The organism is Nocardioides currus (assembly GCF_003057875.1).
GTDB lineage: Bacteria > Actinomycetota > Actinomycetes > Propionibacteriales > Nocardioidaceae > Nocardioides > Nocardioides currus.
On the sequence record NZ_PYXZ01000001.1, the window covers coordinates 269,220 to 289,221 of the forward strand.

General features: G+C 70.9%; 23 protein-coding genes. 8 read left to right on the forward strand and 15 right to left on the reverse strand.

Annotation, left to right across the window (positions count from 1 at the left end):
- The first annotated feature begins 32 nt into the window (after positions 1 to 32).
- Positions 33 to 614 carry a mismatch-specific DNA-glycosylase gene (locus tag C7S10_RS01290; protein WP_108342600.1) on the forward strand — a complete coding sequence of 194 codons (582 nt, stop codon included), beginning with the start codon at positions 33 to 35 and terminating at the stop codon, positions 612 to 614.
- On the opposite strand, the gene C7S10_RS01295 is transcribed toward C7S10_RS01290, so the two are convergent.
- Positions 563 to 976, reverse strand: coding sequence for a hypothetical protein (locus tag C7S10_RS01295; protein ID WP_108342601.1), 414 nt, complete (start codon positions 974 to 976; stop codon positions 563 to 565). The genes C7S10_RS01290 and C7S10_RS01295 overlap by 52 nt on opposite strands.
- Before the next feature lie 149 nt (positions 977 to 1,125).
- Here C7S10_RS01295 and C7S10_RS01300 point away from each other — a divergent pair, with 149 nt between their 5' ends.
- From C7S10_RS01300 to C7S10_RS01310, 3 genes are read left to right on the forward strand one after another with little or no spacing between them, the layout of a single operon-like run.
- A complete protein-coding gene (locus tag C7S10_RS01300; protein ID WP_279303145.1) occupies positions 1,126 to 2,139 on the forward strand; it encodes a GTP pyrophosphokinase in 1,014 nt (337 codons plus the stop codon).
- Positions 2,140 to 2,165: 26 nt separating this feature from the next.
- Positions 2,166 to 3,272 (forward strand): calcium:cation antiporter, encoded by a 1,107-nt coding sequence (locus C7S10_RS01305; RefSeq protein WP_108342603.1) that lies wholly within the window; start codon positions 2,166 to 2,168, stop codon positions 3,270 to 3,272.
- A 13-nt stretch (positions 3,273 to 3,285) separates the two neighbouring features.
- Positions 3,286 to 3,642, forward strand: a complete 357-nt coding sequence (locus C7S10_RS01310; protein WP_108342604.1) for a hypothetical protein — start codon at positions 3,286 to 3,288, stop codon at positions 3,640 to 3,642.
- A 97-nt stretch (positions 3,643 to 3,739) separates the two neighbouring features.
- Here the strand turns inward: C7S10_RS01310 and C7S10_RS01315 are convergent, their stop codons facing one another.
- From C7S10_RS01315 to C7S10_RS01340, 6 genes are all read right to left on the reverse strand, one after another.
- Positions 3,740 to 4,552, reverse strand: coding sequence for a transporter substrate-binding domain-containing protein (locus C7S10_RS01315; protein ID WP_108342605.1), 813 nt, complete (start codon positions 4,550 to 4,552; stop codon positions 3,740 to 3,742).
- Positions 4,552 to 5,145 carry a GTP-binding protein gene (locus C7S10_RS01320; RefSeq protein WP_108342606.1) on the reverse strand — a complete coding sequence of 198 codons (594 nt, stop codon included), beginning with the start codon at positions 5,143 to 5,145 and terminating at the stop codon, positions 4,552 to 4,554. The genes C7S10_RS01315 and C7S10_RS01320 overlap by 1 nt, the downstream gene beginning before the upstream one ends.
- A complete protein-coding gene (locus C7S10_RS01325) occupies positions 5,126 to 5,404 on the reverse strand; it encodes a DUF742 domain-containing protein (protein WP_243395142.1) in 279 nt (92 codons plus the stop codon). The genes C7S10_RS01320 and C7S10_RS01325 overlap by 20 nt, the downstream gene beginning before the upstream one ends.
- A gap of 109 nt (positions 5,405 to 5,513) precedes the next feature.
- Positions 5,514 to 5,927, reverse strand: a complete 414-nt coding sequence (locus tag C7S10_RS01330; protein ID WP_108342608.1) for a roadblock/LC7 domain-containing protein — start codon at positions 5,925 to 5,927, stop codon at positions 5,514 to 5,516.
- An 18-nt stretch (positions 5,928 to 5,945) separates the two neighbouring features.
- Positions 5,946 to 9,317, reverse strand: a complete 3,372-nt coding sequence (locus C7S10_RS01335) for an ATP-binding protein (RefSeq protein ID WP_108342609.1) — start codon at positions 9,315 to 9,317, stop codon at positions 5,946 to 5,948.
- Positions 9,318 to 9,452: 135 nt separating this feature from the next.
- Positions 9,453 to 9,905, reverse strand: coding sequence for a hypothetical protein (locus tag C7S10_RS01340; RefSeq protein ID WP_108342610.1), 453 nt, complete (start codon positions 9,903 to 9,905; stop codon positions 9,453 to 9,455).
- A gap of 50 nt (positions 9,906 to 9,955) precedes the next feature.
- On the opposite strand from C7S10_RS01340, the gene C7S10_RS01345 reads away from it, so the two are divergent.
- Together C7S10_RS01345 and C7S10_RS01350 are read left to right on the forward strand one after the other, a co-directional pair.
- A complete protein-coding gene (locus C7S10_RS01345; protein WP_108342611.1) occupies positions 9,956 to 10,366 on the forward strand; it encodes an SRPBCC family protein in 411 nt (136 codons plus the stop codon).
- A complete protein-coding gene (locus tag C7S10_RS01350) occupies positions 10,363 to 10,845 on the forward strand; it encodes a TspO/MBR family protein (RefSeq protein WP_108342612.1) in 483 nt (160 codons plus the stop codon). Before C7S10_RS01345 ends, C7S10_RS01350 begins: the two co-directional genes overlap by 4 nt.
- Positions 10,846 to 10,851: 6 nt before the next feature.
- Here the strand turns inward: C7S10_RS01350 and C7S10_RS01355 are convergent, their stop codons facing one another.
- From C7S10_RS01355 to C7S10_RS01365, 3 genes are all read right to left on the reverse strand, one after another.
- Complete coding sequence (locus C7S10_RS01355) at positions 10,852 to 11,343, reverse strand: hypothetical protein (RefSeq protein WP_108342613.1); 492 nt, start codon at positions 11,341 to 11,343, stop codon at positions 10,852 to 10,854.
- Between the two features lie 80 nt (positions 11,344 to 11,423).
- On the reverse strand, positions 11,424 to 12,896 hold the full coding sequence (locus C7S10_RS01360) for a cryptochrome/photolyase family protein (protein WP_108342614.1): 1,473 nt from the start codon (positions 12,894 to 12,896) through the stop codon (positions 11,424 to 11,426).
- Positions 12,897 to 12,903: 7 nt separating this feature from the next.
- Positions 12,904 to 13,116 carry a hypervirulence associated TUDOR domain-containing protein gene (locus C7S10_RS01365; protein WP_108342615.1) on the reverse strand — a complete coding sequence of 71 codons (213 nt, stop codon included), beginning with the start codon at positions 13,114 to 13,116 and terminating at the stop codon, positions 12,904 to 12,906.
- 105 nt (positions 13,117 to 13,221) lie between these two features.
- Here C7S10_RS01365 and C7S10_RS01370 point away from each other — a divergent pair, with 105 nt between their 5' ends.
- Positions 13,222 to 14,424 carry an endonuclease gene (locus C7S10_RS01370; RefSeq protein ID WP_108342616.1) on the forward strand — a complete coding sequence of 401 codons (1,203 nt, stop codon included), beginning with the start codon at positions 13,222 to 13,224 and terminating at the stop codon, positions 14,422 to 14,424.
- 18 nt (positions 14,425 to 14,442) lie between these two features.
- On the opposite strand, the gene C7S10_RS01375 is transcribed toward C7S10_RS01370, so the two are convergent.
- Genes C7S10_RS01375 through C7S10_RS01390 form a run of 4 tightly spaced genes read right to left on the reverse strand, consistent with a single transcriptional unit; the run spans position 14,443 to position 18,010 of the window.
- Positions 14,443 to 14,940 carry a mycothiol transferase gene (locus C7S10_RS01375; protein WP_108342617.1) on the reverse strand — a complete coding sequence of 166 codons (498 nt, stop codon included), beginning with the start codon at positions 14,938 to 14,940 and terminating at the stop codon, positions 14,443 to 14,445.
- 7 nt (positions 14,941 to 14,947) lie between these two features.
- Positions 14,948 to 15,187: a hypothetical protein gene (locus tag C7S10_RS01380; RefSeq protein ID WP_108342618.1), complete on the reverse strand. Its 240-nt coding sequence runs from the start codon at positions 15,185 to 15,187 to the stop codon at positions 14,948 to 14,950.
- 57 nt (positions 15,188 to 15,244) lie between these two features.
- Positions 15,245 to 16,375: a serine hydrolase domain-containing protein gene (locus C7S10_RS01385; protein WP_108342619.1), complete on the reverse strand. Its 1,131-nt coding sequence runs from the start codon at positions 16,373 to 16,375 to the stop codon at positions 15,245 to 15,247.
- 33 nt (positions 16,376 to 16,408) lie between these two features.
- Positions 16,409 to 18,010: a beta-1,3-glucanase family protein gene (locus C7S10_RS01390; protein WP_108342620.1), complete on the reverse strand. Its 1,602-nt coding sequence runs from the start codon at positions 18,008 to 18,010 to the stop codon at positions 16,409 to 16,411.
- A gap of 169 nt (positions 18,011 to 18,179) precedes the next feature.
- Between C7S10_RS01390 and C7S10_RS01395 the strand changes: the two genes are divergently transcribed.
- Positions 18,180 to 19,112 carry an acyl-ACP desaturase gene (locus C7S10_RS01395; RefSeq protein ID WP_108342621.1) on the forward strand — a complete coding sequence of 311 codons (933 nt, stop codon included), beginning with the start codon at positions 18,180 to 18,182 and terminating at the stop codon, positions 19,110 to 19,112.
- A gap of 25 nt (positions 19,113 to 19,137) precedes the next feature.
- On the opposite strand, the gene C7S10_RS01400 is transcribed toward C7S10_RS01395, so the two are convergent.
- Positions 19,138 to 19,971, reverse strand: coding sequence for a thermonuclease family protein (locus tag C7S10_RS01400; RefSeq protein ID WP_165807016.1), 834 nt, complete (start codon positions 19,969 to 19,971; stop codon positions 19,138 to 19,140).
- Between the last annotated feature and the right edge of the window lie 31 nt (positions 19,972 to 20,002).

A 20,002-nucleotide genomic window follows, 5' to 3' on the forward strand; every position in this document is an offset into this window, starting at 1 on the left:
CCGGTTCCCGGGGCCACCTAGGCTCTGACCCCATGGCCCGCTTCACCCGCGCCGAGCTCGAGTCGTTCCGCGACGCCGAGGTGCCCGACCTGCTCGGTCCGGACGTGCGGCTCCTCTTCGTCGGCATCAACCCGGGGCTGTGGACGGCGGCCACCCAGACGCACTTCGCCCACCCGGTGAACCGCTTCTACCCCGCCCTGCTCGCGGCCGGGATCATCGACCACCCGATCGACGCGGCGACGGGCATGGACGACGACGACCGCGCCTACTTCCGCTCGCGCGGGCTGGGCATCACCAACCTGGTGCGGCGGGCCACCATCCGTGCCGACGAGCTCACCGCGGACGAGCTGCGGGCGGGCGGAGAACGGCTCGTGGAGCTGGTCACCCGGATCGAGCCGACGGTCGTGGCCGTCGCGGGGATCACGGCCTACCGCCAGGCCTTCGACGACCGCTTGGCCGTCGCCGGACGACAACCGGCCGGGATCGGCTCGGCCCAGCTCTGGGTGGTGCCCAACCCGAGCGGGCTCAACGCCCACCACACCGTCGACACGCTGGCGCAGGCCTACGCCGAGCCCGCTCGCGCCGCGGGCGTGCTCCCTGCCGACCAGGACTGACCCGGCTCCTCGAGCTCGCCCTCGAAGACCTCGCCCTGCTCGACGATGAGCAGCACCCCGGCCCTCCCGGGCGGACCGGGGATGCGCACCCACCCGTCGACGCGGTGCCGGTCGCCGATCAGCTCGCCGACCAGGAACCGCAGCCACTGGCCGGCGGACGTGACCACGGCACGCGTCGGCACGATCACCAGGCAGCAGCCCTCGGGGCAGGGCCGCCAGGGCGAGGGCACCGCCGGCTGGCCCGGCCAGATCCGGGCGATCCGGCTCCCCTGCGGCGAGAACCCGGAGAGGAACTCCACGTCGCGCGCGTCGAGGGCGGGGGTGACGGCGAGCCGGTTCTGGTCGGGGTGGTGCAGGGTCATGGAGCTCCTCCTTCGTGGGGCCGATCGGTCCCTACCCACGCTGGTCGGCGTCACCGACAGCGCCGGCCCAGCGCCGTACGACCTGTGGAGGGTCCACGCGGGACGGGGTCCTGTGGACGGGTTGCGGCCCGACACGGCAGGGTGGGCGCGTGCCCTCCCCCGACCAGCCGGTGCTCGAGGCCGTGCGCACCTACGCCGCCCGGCAACCCGGACTCATCGTCCCGACCGAGCAGTTCGTCGAGCTGATCACGACACTGCTCGACGACGCGGGCATCAACTACCTGAGCGTCACCGGCCGCACCAAGAGCGTGTCCTCGTTCGCCGCGAAGGCGGCCCGGACCACCGGCGACCAGCTGCTCTACCCCGATCCGCTGAGCCAGATCACCGACCAGATCGGGGTGCGGGTCATCACCTACGTCCACAGCGACGTCGCCGCCGTGGCCGAGCTGCTCGACGACGAGCTCACGATCCTCGAGGACCGCGACATGGGCCAGGAGACCGCCAGCGCCGGCGGGTTCGGCTACTCCAGCCGACACCTGCTGGTCACCCCCGACCCGCCCGACGGCGAGCAGCACCAGGCGCCGTACGACGACCTGCGCGGCCACCGTGCGAGCGTGCAGGTGCGCACGGTGCTCCAGCACGCGTGGGCCGAGTTCGAGCACGACATCCGCTACAAGGGCACCGTGCCCGAGGAGTACGTCCCCGACCTCGACCGGCGCTTCACCCTCGCGGCCGGGCTGCTCGAGCTCGCCGACCGCGAGTTCTCCACGATCCGCGAGCGGCTCCAGGCGGTGGCGCCCGCCTCTCCCGGTGAGGCCGACCCGAGCGACCCGCGCATCAGCGGACAGGACCTCGCGTCCTTCCTGGCCGGGCAGTACGCCGACGCCGGCTGGTCGCACACCGACCACTACGGCTGGATCGGCGGACTCCTGCTCGAGCTCGGCGTCACCTCGCTCGACGAGCTGGGCGGCCTCCTGTCCTCGGTCGACGCCGACGCGATCATCCGCCGGATGGGCTACCGCTACCCCGCCGGGGCCGTCCGGCGGCTCGACGACGCACTGCTGGCGATCTTCGGGCAGCAGTACGTCGACCTGCGGGGCAACGCGCACCGGGTCGAGAAGCTCAGCACCCGGCTGGAGAAGCTGAACTCGCCGGACGGGTGATCAGGGGCGCTCACTAGGGTTGGGGCATGCCGCGCCCCACCTGGACGACCGTCACGCCCATCCTCGCGGCGCTCCTGCTCGCCGCGACCTGGGGACGGCACCCCGGCGGCGTGGTCGTCGTGCTCGTCGCGCTCTTCCTGATCGGCGCCGTGCTCGCCGCCGTGCACCACGCGGAGGTCGTCGCCCACCGGGTCGGTGAGCCGCTCGGGTCGCTGGTGCTGGCCGTCGCGGTCACGGTGATCGAGGTGGCCCTGATCGTCACCCTCATGGTCACTGCCGACAAGGACGTCTCCGGCCTCGCGCGCGACACCGTCTTCGCCGCCGTGATGATCAGCGTCAACGGCATCGTCGGGCTGTCGCTGCTGGTCAGCGCGCTCAAGCACCACCTCGCGGTCTTCAACCCCGAGGGCACGGGCTCCGCGTTGGCGACCGTCGTCACCCTGGCCGCGGTCTGCCTCGTGCTGCCGTCGTTCACCACCTCGCAGCCGGGGCCCGTCTTCACCGGCGCGCAGCTGACCTTCGCCGCCGTCGCGTCCTTGGTGCTCTACGGCATGTTCGTCTTCACCCAGACGATCCGGCACCGCGACTTCTTCCTGCCCGTGGACCGTGCCGGCGACACCATCAAGCCCACCGACCACGTCGACCTCGACGACGACGGGCACGCCGACCCGCCGGACAACCGCACCACGGCCCTGAGCGCCGGTCTGCTCGTCGTGTCCCTCGTCGCCGTCGTGGGGCTGGCCAAGATCGTGTCCCCGACGATCGAGGACGGGGTGGCCGCGCTCGGGTTCCCCAACGCCGTCGTGGGCGTCGTCATCGCGCTCCTGGTCCTGCTGCCCGAGTCGATCGCGGCCGTGCGCGCCGCGGCCCGGGAGAAGGTCCAGGTCAGCCTCAACCTCGCCTTCGGCTCGGCCATGGCCTCGATCGGCCTGACCATCCCCACCATCGCCGTCGCCTCCATCTGGCTCGACGGCCCGCTCGCCCTCGGCCTCGACAACGTGCAGATGGTGCTGCTGTTCATGACCGTCGTGGTCGGCATCCTGACCGTCGTGCCCGGTCGCGCCAAGCCGCTGCAGGGCGGGGTGCACCTCGTGCTGCTGGCGGCGTTCATCTTCCTGACGATCGCGCCCTGAAGGAGGTACGGCGATGAGCGACCCGACACCACCACGCAAGCGTCCACGTCACCTGATGGACCCCGACGCACCCCGCCCGGTGCGCGACCCCGCCTCGGAGAACAAGGCGCTCAGCCGGGTGCAGCGATGGGTGATGTCCGCGCTGGTCGTCACCACGATCTTCCACCTGGTGATGGGCCTGATCATCGCGGCGATCTTCCTCGACGACCCGCGCCCCGGCGCCCGCGTCGGGCTGTGCCTGATCGCCGGGGCCTTCGGGATGATCGCGATCGCGGTGGCGTTCATGATCCACGGCCGCAAGCCGCTCAGCCCCTGGCTGCTCGTCGGCCTGGTCCCCTCAGCCATCGGCATCTACATCATCGAGCGCTGAGCCGCCCGCGCCAGAATGACGATCGGCCCGTCGCACGGGGCGACGGGCCGATCGGTGGCGATGAGCGGCGATCAGTGGCGATCACTGGTCAGGGAGCTCAGCTCTTGGCCTTGGTCTTGCCGAACCAGGTCGTGTAGATCTCGTCGTAGCGGCCGCTCTCGGAGATGTCGGAGAGCACCTGGTTGATGACGCGGAGCAGGTCGACGTCGCCGTCCTTCTTCACCGCCATGCCGTACTGCTCACCGGTGTCGAACTCCGCGACGACCTCGAACGTCGGGTGCCGCTTGATCGCGTCGCCGACGATGTTGTTGTCGTAGATACCGGCGTCGACGGTGCCACCGCTGAGAGCCGAGTCGACGTCCTCGACGTTCTTGAACTTCACGATCTGGGTGTTCGGCGGGGCGTGGTCGGCGGCGTACAGCTCACCGGTCGTTCCCTCCTGCACCGCGACGCGTCCGCCGGCGAGGTCGCCGAGGCCCTTGATGCCGCTGCCCTTCTGCACCACCATCACCTGCGCGGCGTTGAAGTAGGGGCTGGAGAAGTCGACGACGCGTGCGCGGTCGCCGTTGATCGACATGGCCGCGGCACCGAGGTCGCACTTGTCGGCGTTGAAGAGCTCGCCCGACGCGATCGCGTCGAAGTCCTCGTTGACGTAGACGGGCTCCACGTCCAGGGCCGCGGCGACCTCGTTGACCAGGTCGATGTCGAAGCCGACGACCTCGCCGTCCAACTCGTACTCGAACGGCTCGTAGGGCAGGGAGGTGCAGACCGTGAGCTTGCCGTCCTTGAGCAGGCTCGGCTCCGGCTCGCTGGTGGCGGTGGAGCCTGCGGCGGAGCTGCACGAGGCCAGGGCGACCAGACCGACCGCCGCGAGGGCGATCCGCGCCATCGGCGTACGGGAGGTGCGCATCAGCTGGCACCAGCCAGGTTGCGCGTGAGGTGCTCGAGGGCGTACTCGGTCACCCGGATGAGCGCGCTCTTGGCGGAGTCGCGGTCGCGGGCGTCGATCGAGATGATCGGGACCTCGGGCGGCAGCGCCAGGGCGGCCTTGACCTGGTCGAGGGTGTACTGCTCGATGCCCTCGAACTGGTTGACCGCCACGATGAACGGCAGTCCCTTGGCCTCGAAGTAGTCGAGCGGCGAGAACGACTCGTCCAGACGCGCGGTGTCGACGATGACGATCGCACCGATGGCGCCGTGGCACAGGTCGTCCCACATGAACCAGAAGCGGCGCTGGCCGGGCGTGCCGAAGAGGTAGAGGATCAGGTCCTCGCCCAGGGTGAGGCGGCCGAAGTCCATCGCGACGGTGGTGGTCGCCTTCGACGGCACGGCGTCGAGGTTGTCCACGCCCTCGGACTCGTTGGTGACGAGTGCCTCGGTCCGGAGGGGCTGAATCTCCGATACGGAGCCGACCAGCGTCGTCTTGCCGACGCCGAAGCCGCCTGCGATGACGATCTTGGTCGACGCAGCCTTACGCGGGGGGCTAGTAAGTGCGGAGTCCACGGAGGGTCCTTTCGATGAGCTCAATCCGCTCGTCCTTGGACGAGTTCTCAGTGATGGTTGCTTGTACGCGGATGTATCCGTGCTCGACGAGGTCGCTGAGCAGAACGCGTACGACGCCGATGGGCATCTTGACGAGGGCCGCGCACTCGGCGACGGAACGTCTGTCACACACCTCGAGCACCTGGAGCGCAGCCGCGCTCACCGTGCTGCCGTCGTCAGCAGGATCGACCCGGAGGGTCGCCTCCATCGGAAGGTCCACCGTGGCGTGGGTACGCCCTGCGGTGATGGTGTACGGCCTGACGAAGCGAGGTCTGCTGACCTCCTCCTCGCCGCCGTCGGACTCAAGTGGTGACACGGCCTGTCACACCTCAGTTGGTCGAGCTGACGCGGGCCTCGGCCTGGACGGTCTGTCCGACGCGCTCCACGAGGAGCGCCATCTCGTAGCCGACCTGGCCGATGTCGGCGTCCTCCTCGGTGAGGACGGTGAGGTTGGAGCCGTCGCCCACGCTCATGAGCATGAGGTAGCCGTGCTCCATCTCGACGACGGTCTGCAGCACAGCCCCGCCGTCGAAGAGGCGGGCCGCACCGACCGCGAGGCTGGCGAGGCCGGAGGAGACGGCCGCCACCTGCTCGGCTCGCTCCCCGGGGATGCTCTGGCTTTCGGCCATCAGGAGACCGTCCGCCGAGACGAGGATCGCGTGCGCGGCGTCGGTCACCTCCTCGACGAATCGAGACACCAGCCAGTTGAGGTTGTTGTCGGTGGCAGAGATGGGCTCGGTCATTTCTCTTCTCTTTCTTGATCAGTCGTCGGAGGACACGGAGGCGGTACGTCCACGGCGGACGCCTGCCTTGTGTGCCGAGAGGCGGGCTCGGATTGCTTCGGGGTCACGGCCGGCGACCCCGACGGGCTTCGTCACGCTGCCGGGCACCAGACGGGCACCAGGACGTCGGACCGGGAGCCCGAGGTCGTTGGTGGGCTCGTCGTGGGTCTCGGCGACCGTGTCGGCCCGCTGCCAGCCGGCCTCCACCTCCGCCGAGGCCCAGGTGCGGTCCTGCTCGTCGGTGCTCAGCCACGAGGACCTCGCAGCCGAACCGGCCAGCGCCGGCTCCGGCTGCGCCACCGGCTGGGGCTCCGCGACCGGCGTCTCCACCGCGGCGTACGCCGGGGTGAGCTCGGGCTCGAGAGCGGGCTCGAAGACGGGCTCGGACGCGGCGTGGACCACGGGCGCCTCGGTGGTGTCGACGGCCCACGAGGGCTCGGTGGACTCGAGGACGGGCTCGGGCTCGGGCGACGCCTCGACCGGCTCGGCCTCGGCGGTCGGCTCGAACGTCTCGGCGGGCTCGAACGTCTCGGCCGGCTCGACCTCGGCGAAGGCCACGTCCTCGAGCGCGGCCTCGTCCTCGAGCACGGCGGCCACCTCGACGAGCGGGTCGCCCAGCGGGTCGTTGAGCGGATCGGCCAGCGGGTCGGCCAGCGGGTCGGCCTGGAGATCGCCGCGCTCGCGGACCGGCATGCGCAGGATCTCGGCGTGGTCGACCTCGTCGTAGTCGGGGATCGGCAGGCGACCCCGCTGCGGGCGGATCTTCGCCATCAGCGCCGCGATGTGGGCCTCGGGCGTCTTCTCGGCGTCGGGCTCGACCTCGGTGAGGGTCTCGACCTCGGCGGCGGGCTCGACGACCTTCGTCTCGGGCTCGACCTCGGGCCCGGCGACGGCCTCGGCGACCGGCTCCTCGACCGTGTCCAGCTCGTCGGTCTCGTCGGTCTCGGCCGGCTGGTCGAGGGCCGACGGCGTCGAGAAGACCTCGTCGACCTGCTCGGCCGTCGTGTCCTCGACCTGGTCGGCGACGACCTCGGTGTCCTCGGCGTCCGAGATGTCCTCGTCGTCCTCGGGGAGGTCGGGGACGATGCTGACGGCGGGGGCCGGGGCCTCCATGTTGCGCTTGGACCGCAGCGGCATCGCCGAGGTCGGGCGCTTGGAGAGGGTGGCCGGGTCCTCGGCGGGCGCGTCGTCCCCGTCGGTCGGGGCGACCTGGAGGCCGGCGGCGGTGAGGTGCGACAGGGTGGCGCCGCGCTCGCGGGTCGGGAGGCCGAGGCCCACCGGTCGCAGGTGCGAGTCACCGATCCCGAGCGGGTCGGCCGCGTCGACGTCCGGCTCGTCGGAGCGGGGCTCCGCAGCCGCACGCACCGGCAGGGGCGCCGGCTCGGAGGACGAGTCGTCGGCCTCGGCCGCGTCCGGGGCCTCCTCGACCACGGCCGGCTTGAGCTCGGCGACCGCGGCCTGCTCGTCCACGACGACCTCGTCGAGCACGGGCTCCGCCTCGGGCTCCTCGACGACCGGCGTCGGGGCGAGGTGGGCGCGCTCGGGCAGGATCGCGTTGGGGACCAGCACGTGGGCCGTGATGCCGTCGCCGGCGTTGGCCTTGAGGCTCACGCCGATGCCGTGGCGCTGGGCGAGCCGGCTGACCACGAACAGGCCCATGCGGCGCGCGGTGTCGGGGGTGACCTCGACGCCGGTGCTGAGGTTCTGGTTGATCTGGGTGAGCTCGTCGGCCGGGATGCCGAGGCCGGCGTCGGTGACCGTGAGGGTCACGCCGTTCGGGGTCTCGACCGTGTCCAGGACCACGCTGGTGTGCGGCGAGGAGTAGGACAGCGAGTTGTCGACGAGCTCGGTGATCATGTGCACGAGGTCACCGGCGGCGGTCTCGTTCACCTGGATCGGCAGGTCGGAGCTGATCCGCACCCGCTGGTAGTCGGTCACACCGGCGGTCGCCGCCTGCAGCGTCTCGCCGATGGTCACGCTCTCCCAACCGGCCGAGCGCGTCGGAGCGTCGGCGAGGATGAGCAGCGAGTCCGCCGTACGGCGCATGCGGGCCGCGAGGTGGTCGAGGCGGAACAGGCTCTCGAGCCGCTTCGGGTCCTCCTCGTCGCTCTCGAGCGCCTCGATCAGGTTGAGCTGCTGGTTGATCAGCGTGGTGTTGCGGCGCGAGAGCGTCACGAACATCTCGCCGACCTGGGTCCGCAGCTTGGACTCGCCGGCGGCGAGGGTCACGGCCTGCTGGTGGAGGTCGTCCACGGCGCGGGCCAGCTGGCCGACCTCCTCGTGGGTCTGGACGTCGACCGGCTTGATCGGGCCGGGCTCGGCGCCGGAGCGGATGCGCGCCACCGCGTCCGGCAGGTCCTTGTTGGCGACCTGGAGGGCGCTCTCACGGACCCGACGGATCGGGTTGACGATGGTGCGGGAGATCGCGATGGCGAGGGCGATGGCCGCGGCGAGCGCGAGCAGCGTGAGCAGGGCGTTGAGCAGCGCGCTGCTGCGGGCGGCGGACGCGGTGTCGGAGAGCTGCTGGTCGACCTGGTCGATCAGCGTGGTCTGCAGCTTGTCGTAGTCGTCGTACGCGTCGGCGCCACCGAGGTCGGAGCCACCGGTGCGGACCTCGCGGTTGCGCTCACCGTTGTTGGTGCGCAGCACCTGGATGGAGTCGTTGGCGTCGCCGAGCTGACCGGCGAGGCGATCGAGGGCCGCGCTCTCGGCGCCGATCTCGGCGAACAGGGCGAGGTCGGTGGTGCGGCCGGTGGCCTCGGTGGCGGCGAGCGCCTGCTGCTGGGCGAGGGCGAACCGACCACTGAGGGTCTGGGAGAGCAGCTCGAGGCGGGGCTCGGGGGTGTTCTGCTCGTTGATGATCGTGGTGATGAGCTGGGTGACACCCGACTGCATCTGGCGCAGCTGGGCGATCCAGGTGCCGGGGCTCACGGGGCCGGTCGCCTCGTCGCGCAGCGCCCGGCTCAGGTCGAGGATGACGTCGACCTGGCGGCTCTGCTCGGGCGTGAGGTTGGAGCTCTCACGGGCCTCGAGGAGGTCGTCGGCCGAGGTCTTGATCTCGGCCAGCGCGTCGTCCAGCTCGTTCTGGCTGCTGCCGGTGGACGACTGGGCCGCCACCATGCCCTCCTCCGCCGCGGTGAGGTAGGCGATCGCGGGCGCGAGGACGTCCACCTGCTGCGAGCTGGCGGAGGCGTTGCCCGACTCCTCGAGGTCGTTCGACACTCGGAGACCACCGAAGGCGGCTGCGAGGAGCAGCGGGATCGCCAGTGCGAGCGCAACCTTGCGCCGCAGCGGCCAGCCGGAGATGGCGAGTCGGGAGTCTCGTCGCTGGGACGGGCTCTTGTCGCTCATTGGAACCCCATGACTTTCGTTCATGCGCCGCCTGGTGGACGGCTGCCCCGGTCAGGGCAGATTCAAGATAGAGAACCCGGAGCGTCCGTGGGGCCGAATGCGAGAACTCGGTGGCACCAGTTGTGAAGCCCACGCTCAGGAGAGCGCCCAGACCCCCGGCGCGCCCTTGCTCATCACACCCTCCTTGATCAGGCTCTGGCGGGCACGGCGCGCCGCGAAGCGCCACCTCAGCTCGCCCTCGGGGGTCAGCTGGCGGTCCCCCTCGAGCAGGTCCTCGCCCATCCGCGCTTCCAGGGCGGCGAAGACGTCGTCGGTGTCGAGCTCGCCGCCGGCCTCCTCGAGCACCCCGAGGATGTGGGGTGCGAAGTCCTCGGGCGGTGTCCACCGGCGGGGTGCGCGACGGGCGGGTACGGCGGGAGCGGAGGCGCTCGGCGACCGGCCGGTGCCCGTCCGGGGCGAGGTGGCGCGCGGCGCCCGCGGCGCGCGGGGCGCCTTGGGGGCGGGCGGTGGCGGCGGGGGTGCCTTCGGCATCCCGTGCACGCACGTCGACTTCGGCAGGTCGCACAGGTCGCAGTAGTCGTCAGACATCGGGCTCAGCGTAGCGCCGCCCGTTCGGACGCCCGTGACACGATGGTCGGGTGCTGCGGATCGAGGCGACCGGCTCCCGTCCCGCCGACGACGTGTGGGACCTCTACACCAGCCCCGCCGCCTGGCCGACGTGGGCGCCGCAGATCAGGTCGGTCCGCTGCGACGCCGAACCGATCGAGCCGGGGGCACGCGGCGTGGTGCACGGGCCGCTGCTGGTGCGTCTCCCGTTCACGATCGAGTCCGTCGACGATCGCACCCGCGCGTGGTCGTGGCGGGTGGGCGTGGGCCCGGCGAGCGTGGTGCTCGACCACGGCGTGCGGGAGGACGCCTCCGGCACGTGCGCCTGGGCGGTCGTGCACCTGCCGGCGCTGCTCGTCCTGCCCTACCAGCCGATCGCGCGGTGGGCGCTCTCACGGCTGGTGGAGGGCGGTTCGCCCCCGGCAGGCAGACTGGACCGATGACGACGACCTCCGCCGCTCCCGGCACGCGTTCCTGGCTGTCGCTCCTGCCGTTCCTCGCGGCTGTGGCCGCGGTGGCGGTCGTCGGCGGCCTGGCCGCCGGGTCGGCCGGCGACACCTATCGCGACCTCGACCTGCCGCCGTTCGCGCCGCCGTCGTGGCTCTTCGGCCCGGTGTGGTCGGTGCTCTACGTCATGATCGGCGTCGCCGGCTGGCTGCTGTGGCGGACCCGCGGCTGGGACGCCGCCCTCACGCTGTGGGCCGTCCAGCTGGTGCTCAACCTGGCCTGGACCCCGCTCTTCTTCGCCGCCTCCCGCTACACCCTGGCGCTGGTCGACATCGTCGCGCTGGCCCTGATGATCCTCGGCCTGATCTGGCTGGCCCGGAGCCGCTCGACGACCGCGGCGTGGCTGCTCGTGCCGTACGCAGCGTGGGTCTGCTTCGCGACGGCGCTCAACGCGGGCATCGTGATCCTCAACTGAGGCGCCTCAGGCCCGGCGTGGACGGAACTCGATCACGTTGGCCGGCCGGGGTCGTGCCCGTCCGCGTCGTTGGTCACCGCCCTGCGCACACGCGGGCCGGCCGTCGCGGCCGCTGACCCGGTTGCGGCTGGCCTCCACGACGTACGTCCTGCCGTCCCGGCCCCGCGCCGCGACCAGCCCGTCGAGGACGTGGTCGCAGGTGAACGCGGAGAACGCCGGGTGCCCGGCCACCCGGGCTTCGGGACCGAACAGGTGCTGGACGAGGAACCGCAGGGACTCGGCGAGGTGCTTGCCGTGCTCGAGGCCGTTCCAGGTCAGGCAGCAGCCGGAGGGGCAGGCCTCCCAGGCGAGGTGGGCGAAGGGCACGCTGGTGTCGCCGCGACCGGTGGGGGTGCCGCGCAGGGTCGAGCCCGACGCCCCCAGCGTCGCGAGGTGGGCGCGCTCGGTGTCGTTGAGCGGGGGCCGCACCTCGATGCGACCGATGAACACGTCGTCCACGGGGCCTCCTTGGGATCTGTGTCCGTCCTTCCGCGAGCCCGGTCCCGCGAAACGACACGTCATGCGTCTGTGGACGACGCTCACGGCGGCCGGTTGCCGCGGGCGTCCTCCTGCTCGACGAGCTCCCCGAGGTCCTTGAGACGGTCGAGGCCTTGTACGGCGCGCGACATCCGGTGGTTGCCCGCGAACGTCTCGCGGTGCCGGTCGAGGAACCACCAGTAGCCGGCCGTGAAGGGGCACGCGTCCTCCCCCACCCGCACCGTGGGGTCGAAGCGGCAGGACCCGCAGTGGTCCGACATCTTCGAGATGTAGGCGCCACCGGACGTGTAGGGCTTGGTCGCCATCACGCCACCGTCCGCATGCTGCGACATGCCGACGACGTTGGGCACCATCACCCAGTCGTAGCCGTCGACGAACGCGCGGTGGAACCAGTCGGTCACCTGCGTCGGCTCCCAACCGCGCTGGAGGGCGTAGGACCCGAGGACCATCAGCCGCGGGATGTGGTGCACCCAGCCGTGCTCGGCCACCCGGTCCAGCGTGTGCGAGAGGCAGCGGGCGTCGGTCGCGCTGCCGTCGAGCTCGGCGAACCACCGCGGCATCCGCTCGGTCGCGCGCAGCGCGTTCTCGCGGCGGTAGCCCTCGCCCTGGTGCCAGTACAGGTGCCACACGTAGTCGCGCCAGCCGATGACCTGCCGGGTGAAGCCCTCGACGCTGGCGATCGGTGCCGCGCCGCTGCGGTAGGCGGTCTCGGCGCGCTCGACGACCTCGAGCGGGTCGAGGAGGCCGAGGTTCATCGGCGCGCTGACCAGGCTGTGGGCCATCCACGGGTCGCCCTCGAGGACCGCGTCCTCGTGCGCCCCGAACTCCGGCAGCCGGTGCTCGACGAAGTGGTCGAGCGCGGCGAGCGCCTCACGCCTCGTCACCGGGAACCGTCGTGGCCCGTCGCGGCCGAGCAGCTCGACCCCGCCGTCGCGCTCCCAGCGGTCGAGGTCGTCGCGCACCTCGGCGTCGATGTCGTCCTCGCTCGGCCACCACGGTTCGGTCACGCCGAGCGTCTCGGCGCCCTTGGGCGGTGGCTCGCGGTTGTCGTGGTCGAAGTTCCACTGGCCGCCGGCCGGCTCGCCGTCGTCCATCAGCACGCCGTGGGCGACCCGCGCCCGGCGGTAGAAGTCCTCCATCAGCAGCCGCTTCGCGCCCCGGCCGTCCGCCCAGCGCTCGAAGTCACCGCGGGCGGTCGCGAACCCGCGCGGCTCCCGGACGGTGGCCCCGATCTCCTCGACGAGGCGGAGAGCGGCGTACGACGTCGGGTGGATGACCTCGAGGTCGTCGATGTCGCCGACGACCTCGCGGTAGGTGTCGGCCCGCGCGTAGGTCAGCCGGTCGCCGATCTCGGCGGCTCGGTGGCGCATCGCGCTGAGCACCAGGTGGGCCTTGGCGCGGTGGAAGCGTCGTCTCCGGAAGACCGCCGTCGACTCGACCATCACCAGCGGTCCGCGGTGGTCGGCGATGAAGTGGGGGCCGAGCTGGTCGCCGAAGAGCCAGCGGGTGGTCACGGGGCGATCACACCTGCTCGACCTCGCTCCTGAGCTTGAGCACGACCGTCCCGTCCTCCTGCTCGATGACGTAGGCCGGGTCGTCGTCGCTGCCCTTGCGGGTGACCTTCTCGCCCTTGGTCGTGCGGCTCACCTCGTCGTGGTGCACCTCGCTGACCTTGCCCTCCGCCCAGGAGGAGCCCCACTTCCACTTCACCTGCGTGCCCGTCCGGATCGCCATGTGCCCCACCCTGCCCTGCCGACCGAGAAGCGTCACCACCTGTTCGGGCGCAGGACCACCCGCCGCCCTTCCCAGACTCGCGTCGGTGCGGCAGGCTCCCGACCCATGAACCGTCATCTCGGGACGGGTCGGGCGTTCGCGCCCGCACTCACCAGCGCCCTCTTCGTCGTCCTCGCCCTCGTCGCCCTTGTCGGCACCGCGCTCGTCGCGCCACCGGCCACCGCCGCGACACCGATCACCGTCAGCCAGGCCATCGGCCGGCAGGACGGGTCGTCGCAGACCGTGCGGGGGTACGTCGTCGGCCAGCCGACCGCGACCAGCACCGTGGTCCGGTCGGGCTTCCCCAACGACTACGCGCTGGCGATCGCCGATTCGGCCAGCCAGACCAGCACGTCGCAGATGATCTACGTGCAGATCCCCTCGGCCTTCCGCAGCGCGTGGGGGCTGAAGACCAATCCCGGCCTGATGGGCAAGCAGATCGACGTCACGGGCACCCTGGCGGCGTACTTCTCGCACCCCGGCCTGACGAGCGCCTCCGCCTTCGCGCTCGCGGGCACCACGACCCCGCCCACCACTCCCCCGACCAGCCCTCCGACCAGCCCTCCGACCGGCACGGGACCGTGGGACTCGACCTACTACGCCCCGGCCATCGGCAAGACCGGCACCGCGCTCAAGACGTCGCTGCACGACATCATCGACAACAACACGAAGCTGTCGTACGACGCCGTGTGGACCGCGCTCAAGGACACCGACCAGGACCCGAACAACACCAGCAACGTCATCGAGCTCTACACCGGCCGGTCGATCGCGAAGAGCAACAACGGCGGCGGCAGCGGGCAGTGGAACCGTGAGCACGTCTTCGCCCAGTCCCGCGGCGGGTTCTCGACCAGCGCCGGCCCCGGCACCGACCTGCACCACCTGCGCGCCGAGGACGTCACCGTCAACGGCACTCGCGGCAACAAGGACTTCGACAACGGCGGCTCGGCCGTCTCGGGCTGCACCGACTGCTGGACCGACGCCGACTCCTTCGAGCCGCGCGACGCGGTCAAGGGCGACGTCGCGCGGATGCTCTTCTACATGGCGGTGCGCTACGAGGGTGACGACGGCTTCGGCAACCTCGAGCTCAGCAACGTCTCCGGCAGCGCCGTGCCGCGCATCGGCGACCTCGACATCCTCTTGCAGTGGAGCGCCGGCGACCCCGTCGACGCGTTCGAGATGCGCCGCAACGACCGCATCCACGCGCAGTGGCAGGGCAACCGCAACCCGTTCATCGACCACCCGGAGTGGGCGGCCGCGATCTGGAACTGACGGGTCGGGCGGCGTTCGTCAGGAGATCAGTCCCTTGACGTAGGCCGCCTGCCCGAGATGCTGCAGGCAGTCGCCCTGGATGCTCACAAGCCGCTGCCCGGCGGTGACCGGCGGGTCCCAGTGCTGGTCCACCTCACGCTCGAGCTCGGCCTCATCGACCGTCTCCAGGTAGCGCGCGGTCGCGAGGGTGACCTCGTGGTGGTACGCCGCCAGCAGCCCCGGATCCGTGATGCGGATCGCGTCCACCTGCTCGCTCGTGTGGCCGTAGCCGATGTCGTCGGTGCCGTTGTCGAGACCGAGCTTCTGCTGCCACTCGACCCAGACCTGCGGTTGGTCGGCGAGCCCGGCGACGTGGTGGTCCTGCACGCGGGCGAGGTGCCACAGCAGCCAGCCGATCGGATTGCCGGTGCCGCCGGGTCGCTCGTGCAGCGTGCGCTCGTCGAGGCCGTCGGCGACGTCGGGGAAGAGCTCGGCGATCCGGCCGAAGCCCTCGGTCAGGAGTCCGCGGACGTCCATGGTCGCGTCACTCCACCGGCGAGGCGGACCGGACCTGCGGCGTCCCGGACTGCTCGTCCTTGAGGTCGTCGATCTCGCGGAGGATGCGCGTGCGCTCCTCGTCGCTGAGCGACACCTTGGCCTCGCGCAGGCCGTCGTCGAGCTGTTGGGCGATGGTGCTGTCCTCGGCCGCGTGCTGGTAGGACGCGACGTCGTCCACCACTCGCTGGGCCGCTTCGGTCGCTGCCTGCTGCGTCTCGTCAGTCATGTCCTCCAACGTAACGAGGCGCATCGCCGGCACAAGGTCCGTCCGGGTGGGCAGGGTTCAGTCCGCCGCCGCAGCGGTCCAGAACGCCTCGAGCACCGCGGCGGCCTCGGGGCCGAGCAGCTCGACCTGCGTGAGCAGCACCGTGACGAGGCCGGCCCGCGGCTCGACGTACAACGACGTGCCGGTGCCGCCGACCCAGCCGTAACGGCCGGGGACGTTCCACGGGTTCAGCTCCTCGGTGTCGACGCCGCCACCGAAGCCCCAGCCCTGCCCGTCGAGGAAGAACCCGCCCATCTCGCGCTGCTGCGGCGTCGTGTGGTCGGTCATCATCAGGTGGACCGAGTCGCGGCTGAGCAGGTCGCCGCCCTCGTCGAGGAGCATCCGCCCGAAGGCGAGGCAGTCGTCGGCAGTCGTGACGAGACCGCCGGAGCCCGACGCGAAAGCCGGGCGGTGCACGAACTCGCCGTGCGCCTCGTCGGTGACGTGGAGCGTCCCGCCGTCGCCGCGTCCGTAGAGGGTGGTGAAGCGGTCGAGCTGGTCGGCGTCGACGTGGAAGGCGGTGTCGACCATGCCGAGCGGCGCGAACAGCCGCTCCTCCATCAGGTCCACGAGCGGCCCGCCGGACGCCCGTTCGAGCAGCACGGTGAGGACGTCGAACGACAGGTTGTAGGTCCAGCCCTCGCCGGGCTGGTGCATCAGCGGGATGCCGCCGAGCCTGCGCATCCACTCGTCGGGCGGCGGGACCTGGGACAGCTCCATGGATGCCTGGCCGAGCTCCTCGATGAGCAGGGGGCTGACCGCCGACTCGAAGGTCGCGAAGCCCTGACCAGCGGTGCCGGTCAGCAGGTGGCGGGTGGTGATCGGCCGGTCGCTCGGCACCGTGTCGTCGAGCGGGCTCTCGAGTGTCCTGAGCACGCGCGGCGCGGCGAGCTCGGGCAGCAGGTCGCCGACGGGGTCGTCGAGCACCAGCCGGCCGTCCTCGACGAGCATCATCGTCACGGCGGCGATCATCGGCTTGGTGATCGAGGCGGCACGGAAGACCGAGTCACGCCGCATCGGCTCACCCCCCAGCCGCTGCGCCCCCAGCACCACGGTCCGCACGTCGTCCCCGCGCGCGACGAGCGCCACCAGTCCGGGAACGTCGCCGGACTCGACGTACGGCCGGAGCGCGGCCTCGAGGTCCACCATGCTCCGACCGTACGCCGATGGGTCAGCCGCCCGTCAGCCTCGACGCCACTTCTGGTTGGCCGTCCCGGCGCACGTCCACAGCTGGAGCAGGGCGTCGTCGGCGGCGTTCCACTCGGCGATGTCGACACACTTGTCCGCCTGCGGGTTGACCAGGTCGCCGGCGCCGCTCAGCACGAACTGCTGCGCCGGGTTGCCGCTGCAGTTGGCGATCTGGATGGGCGCACCGTTGGCCGTGGAGCCGCCGGCGACGTCCATGCACTTGTTGTTCTCGGTGCGCACGGTGCCGTTGACGAACTGCCAGCGCTGGTTGGTGCCGCCGGTGCAGCTCCAGACGATCAGCCGCTGGCCGTCCTCGAAGCGCCAGTTCGGCACGTCGATGCACTTGCCGTGCCACTGGCTGACGATCGTGCTGCCGGTCGGCTGCGGGTCGGGGCTGCTGGTGCCGCCGGGACCGAACGGCGTGAGCGTGATGCCGGCGCGGCGCGGGTCGCCGCTGTAGACCAGCGACTCCTGGGCCTGGACGTCATCGAAGGCGAACCCGTAGGCCCGGCCGTCGACCATGTTCTGGTGGACGAGGCGGGAGTAGTGGTTGGTGATCGCGCCCTGGTAGAAGTCGGCCGCTGCGCCGCCGGGCTGGGTGTCGATCCGGCCGAGGGTCGAGCGGTGCAGTGCGGCGCAGAGCGTGCGGGCGATCGGCCCGACGACCTGGTCGTTGGGCGCTCCGAGAGCGCCGTCGCAGCCCCACACGTTGGCGGTGGTGGGCTTCTGGAAGCTGGCGACCTGCTGACCGGAGCCGTTGGTGAAGTTCATGGTGCTGCCCGCCGTACGCCCGAAGTAGCGCACGTCCGGACGGTCGCCGAAGGGCTGCACCGTCAGCGTCTTGGTCGTGTAGGCGTTCCAGGCCTGGTCGATGTACGGCGCGAGGTAGTTGGCGTCGAAGAGCCCCGCGTCGGCGGCCTTGCCGGGAGCGAGCACCCGCAGCACGGTTCCGTCGGCGCGGGTGCGGACGAGACCGGCCCAGCCGGCCTGGTTGCGGATCCCGTTGATCACCTTGTTGCGACCGTCGTCGACGAGGCGGCCGGTGGTCTTCGTGACGCCGTCGGACCCGGTCACCGAGACCGAGTGGGGCACGGCGAACATGTCGACCTGCGAGCTGTTGAGCCACAGCCCGGCGTCGTTGTAGGTGAACTCGCTCCAGTCGAAGAGGATGTTGGCGCTGGGATCGTTGGCGGCCCACGGCGCGGGCTGCACGAGGCCGTCTGGCGTCAGCTTGAACGGCAGCCGCTCGCCGAAGGACATGTAGAGGCGGCCGGAGAAGCCGCGCGGCACGTTGAGGGTGGTGCTGGAGCCGGTGCCGCCCATGCGGATCGAGACGTCCGGCGCCGGGCTCGGCGGGTTGCTGCCGGCCGGCCACGGACTGAACGTCCCGTCCTGGCGGACGTAGCCGAGGCGGCCGGTCGCCAGGTTGACTCCGACGACGTAGAGGAACACCTCCTCCCCGCGCTGGGAGGAGTTGGTGATCGTGAACGGCAACCGGTCCGGGCCGACCGCGGAGGCCTGCTGGACGATGGATCCGAGGGGCAGGGCCACCGAGACGGCGGCCACCAGCGCTAGCAGTGCGCGTCGAAATCGCATGAGAACTTCTTTCCCGAGAGAGTGTGACGGGGGTCACGCTAGGGCCGTTTCGCTCTTTGTGGAAGCGCTTCCACGACCGCCCCCACACTGGTCCGGTGGACCAGTGACGGCACCGGTCCGTGCGCCGTCGCCCCTGTTCACGGGCCCGCGACGGGTGTAGGCATGGCTCATGGCCGCGCTCGAAAGTGCCCAGCTGCTCACCGAGCTCGAAGCGACGGTCGAGGAGAATCTCAACCGACATCTCGCCATCGCCGACGAGTGGATGCCGCACGAGTATGTGCCCTGGAGTCTCGGGCGCGACTTCGCCGACCTCGGCGGCGATCCGTGGGAGGTCGCGCAGTCGCAGCTGTCACCGATCGCGCGTACGGCGCTGGAGGTCAACCTGCTGACGGAGGACAACCTCCCGAGCTACCACCGCGAGATCGACCGCGCCTTCGGCCGTGAGAGCGCGTGGGGCACGTGGGTCAACCGCTGGACGGCCGAGGAGGGCCGGCATGCGTTCTGCATCCGCGACTACCTCCTCGTCACTCGCGGCGTCGACCCCGTCGAGCTCGAGCGGGCGCGGATGGAGACGATGGAGATCGGCTACGACTCGATCGACAAGCCGCTGCTCAACGTCTGCGCCTACGTCTCCTTCCAGGAGCTCGCGACCCGCGTCTCGCACCGCAACACCGGGCGCTACACCGAGGAGCCGATCGCCGAGAAGCTGCTCAGCCGGGTCGCCAAGGACGAGAACCTGCACATGATCTTCTACCGCAACATCGTGGCCGCGGCGCTCCAGCTCGCGCCCAGCCAGACGATGCGCGCGATCACCGAGGAGGTCGTCGGCTTCGAGATGCCGGGCAGCATCATCCCGGGCTTCAGCCGCAAGGCCGTGCAGATGGCCAAGGCCGGGATCTACGACCTGCGCATCCACCACGACGACATCGTCACTCCCCTGCTCCGGCAGTGGGGCGTGTGGGACCTCGAAGGTCTCGACGAGGACGGGGAGAAGGCGCGCGACGAGCTCGCCGCCGCCGTGTCCGCGCTCGACTCCGAGGCCGCGCGGTTCGTGGAGCGCCGCGCCGAGGCCGCAGCCAAGAAGGCGGCGCGTACGGCGTAAGGCTGGGACCGGTTGCCTTTGTGACTTAGCAGGGATACCAGATGACGCCGCCGGGCTCGTAGCACCTTGGTCCCGTGTAGTTGCGCGGAACACCTGGGGGCCACCAACCACCGGAGCTCGTGTTGTCACCGTTGCTCGAGCTCTCCGAAGCGGCCTTCTGGGCGTTCTTCCACTGCTGAGCCTTGCTGGCGCGAACAGTCTTGATCGAAGCCAGCACCGGGCGCTTGAGCGCCATCAGCCACGCACGAAACGAAGGCGTGACGATTCCGTATTGCATCGGGACCAATAGCTCAAGCCTCTTGCCCGCCCGATCGAGAACCCCATTGACCGCATGGAACTGCGCTTGGGTCCCGGCCGGCATCGACTGCGCTCGACCCACGAAGCCTCGGGCAGTCTCGGCCCGGGCGATGGGCGTACAGGGCAAGGTCGGATCGAAGAGCCCAACCCCACGCCTGCGAGCCGTCGAACTCGCCGTCTCGACGGCGGACTTGTATGCGGTGTTGGGGGCGACGGTGAGCGGGAAGCCCAATCCTTCCGCCGCTAGGTCGACCGACAGCCACGTTCCACCAGCTGGTCGGACCATTGCGAGCAGCCGCTCATAGGGGTCGCGAAGATCGCGGTCGTAACCCAGCTCTATTGCTCCACCCTCCGGGAGCCGCGACGACGTGAACTTCGTGGCCGCTCCCGCCAAGCACCTCCCCACCTCGGGCGTGTCGATGTTGAGGAATCGGACCCGTTCCTCGACGCCGCCGACGACCGCCACAATCGTGTCCCCGTCGGCAACCCGAACCGTTGAACCAGACGCGCCAGCGACAGCACGAGCGCCAGCACCCGGAGTCGATCCTGCGAACAAGGACACGGTGATGAGCGTTGCCGTTAGAACGCGAAAC

Excerpts from the sequence above, each read along its gene's own strand:
- C7S10_RS01370 (WP_108342616.1), top strand. The coding sequence starts at position 13,222 with ATGAACCGTCATCTCGGGACGGGTCGGGCGTTCGCGCCCGCACTCACC.
- C7S10_RS01330 (WP_108342608.1), bottom strand. The coding sequence starts at position 5,927 with ATGACCGAGCCCATCTCTGCCACCGACAACAACCTCAACTGGCTGGTG.
- C7S10_RS01395 (WP_108342621.1), top strand. The coding sequence starts at position 18,180 with ATGGCCGCGCTCGAAAGTGCCCAGCTGCTCACCGAGCTCGAAGCGACG.
- C7S10_RS01305 (WP_108342603.1), top strand. The coding sequence starts at position 2,166 with ATGCCGCGCCCCACCTGGACGACCGTCACGCCCATCCTCGCGGCGCTC.
- C7S10_RS01290 (WP_108342600.1), top strand. The coding sequence starts at position 33 with ATGGCCCGCTTCACCCGCGCCGAGCTCGAGTCGTTCCGCGACGCCGAG.
- C7S10_RS01380 (WP_108342618.1), bottom strand. The coding sequence starts at position 15,187 with ATGACTGACGAGACGCAGCAGGCAGCGACCGAAGCGGCCCAGCGAGTG.
- C7S10_RS01340 (WP_108342610.1), bottom strand. The coding sequence starts at position 9,905 with ATGTCTGACGACTACTGCGACCTGTGCGACCTGCCGAAGTCGACGTGC.
- C7S10_RS01375 (WP_108342617.1), bottom strand. The coding sequence starts at position 14,940 with ATGGACGTCCGCGGACTCCTGACCGAGGGCTTCGGCCGGATCGCCGAG.
- C7S10_RS01350 (WP_108342612.1), top strand. The coding sequence starts at position 10,363 with ATGACGACGACCTCCGCCGCTCCCGGCACGCGTTCCTGGCTGTCGCTC.
- C7S10_RS01335 (WP_108342609.1), bottom strand. The coding sequence starts at position 9,317 with ATGAGCGACAAGAGCCCGTCCCAGCGACGAGACTCCCGACTCGCCATC.
- C7S10_RS01390 (WP_108342620.1), bottom strand. The coding sequence starts at position 18,010 with ATGCGATTTCGACGCGCACTGCTAGCGCTGGTGGCCGCCGTCTCGGTG.
- C7S10_RS01365 (WP_108342615.1), bottom strand. The coding sequence starts at position 13,116 with ATGGCGATCCGGACGGGCACGCAGGTGAAGTGGAAGTGGGGCTCCTCC.
- C7S10_RS01315 (WP_108342605.1), bottom strand. The coding sequence starts at position 4,552 with ATGCGCACCTCCCGTACGCCGATGGCGCGGATCGCCCTCGCGGCGGTC.
- C7S10_RS01295 (WP_108342601.1), bottom strand. The coding sequence starts at position 976 with ATGACCCTGCACCACCCCGACCAGAACCGGCTCGCCGTCACCCCCGCC.
- C7S10_RS01385 (WP_108342619.1), bottom strand. The coding sequence starts at position 16,375 with ATGGTGGACCTCGAGGCCGCGCTCCGGCCGTACGTCGAGTCCGGCGAC.
- C7S10_RS01310 (WP_108342604.1), top strand. The coding sequence starts at position 3,286 with ATGAGCGACCCGACACCACCACGCAAGCGTCCACGTCACCTGATGGAC.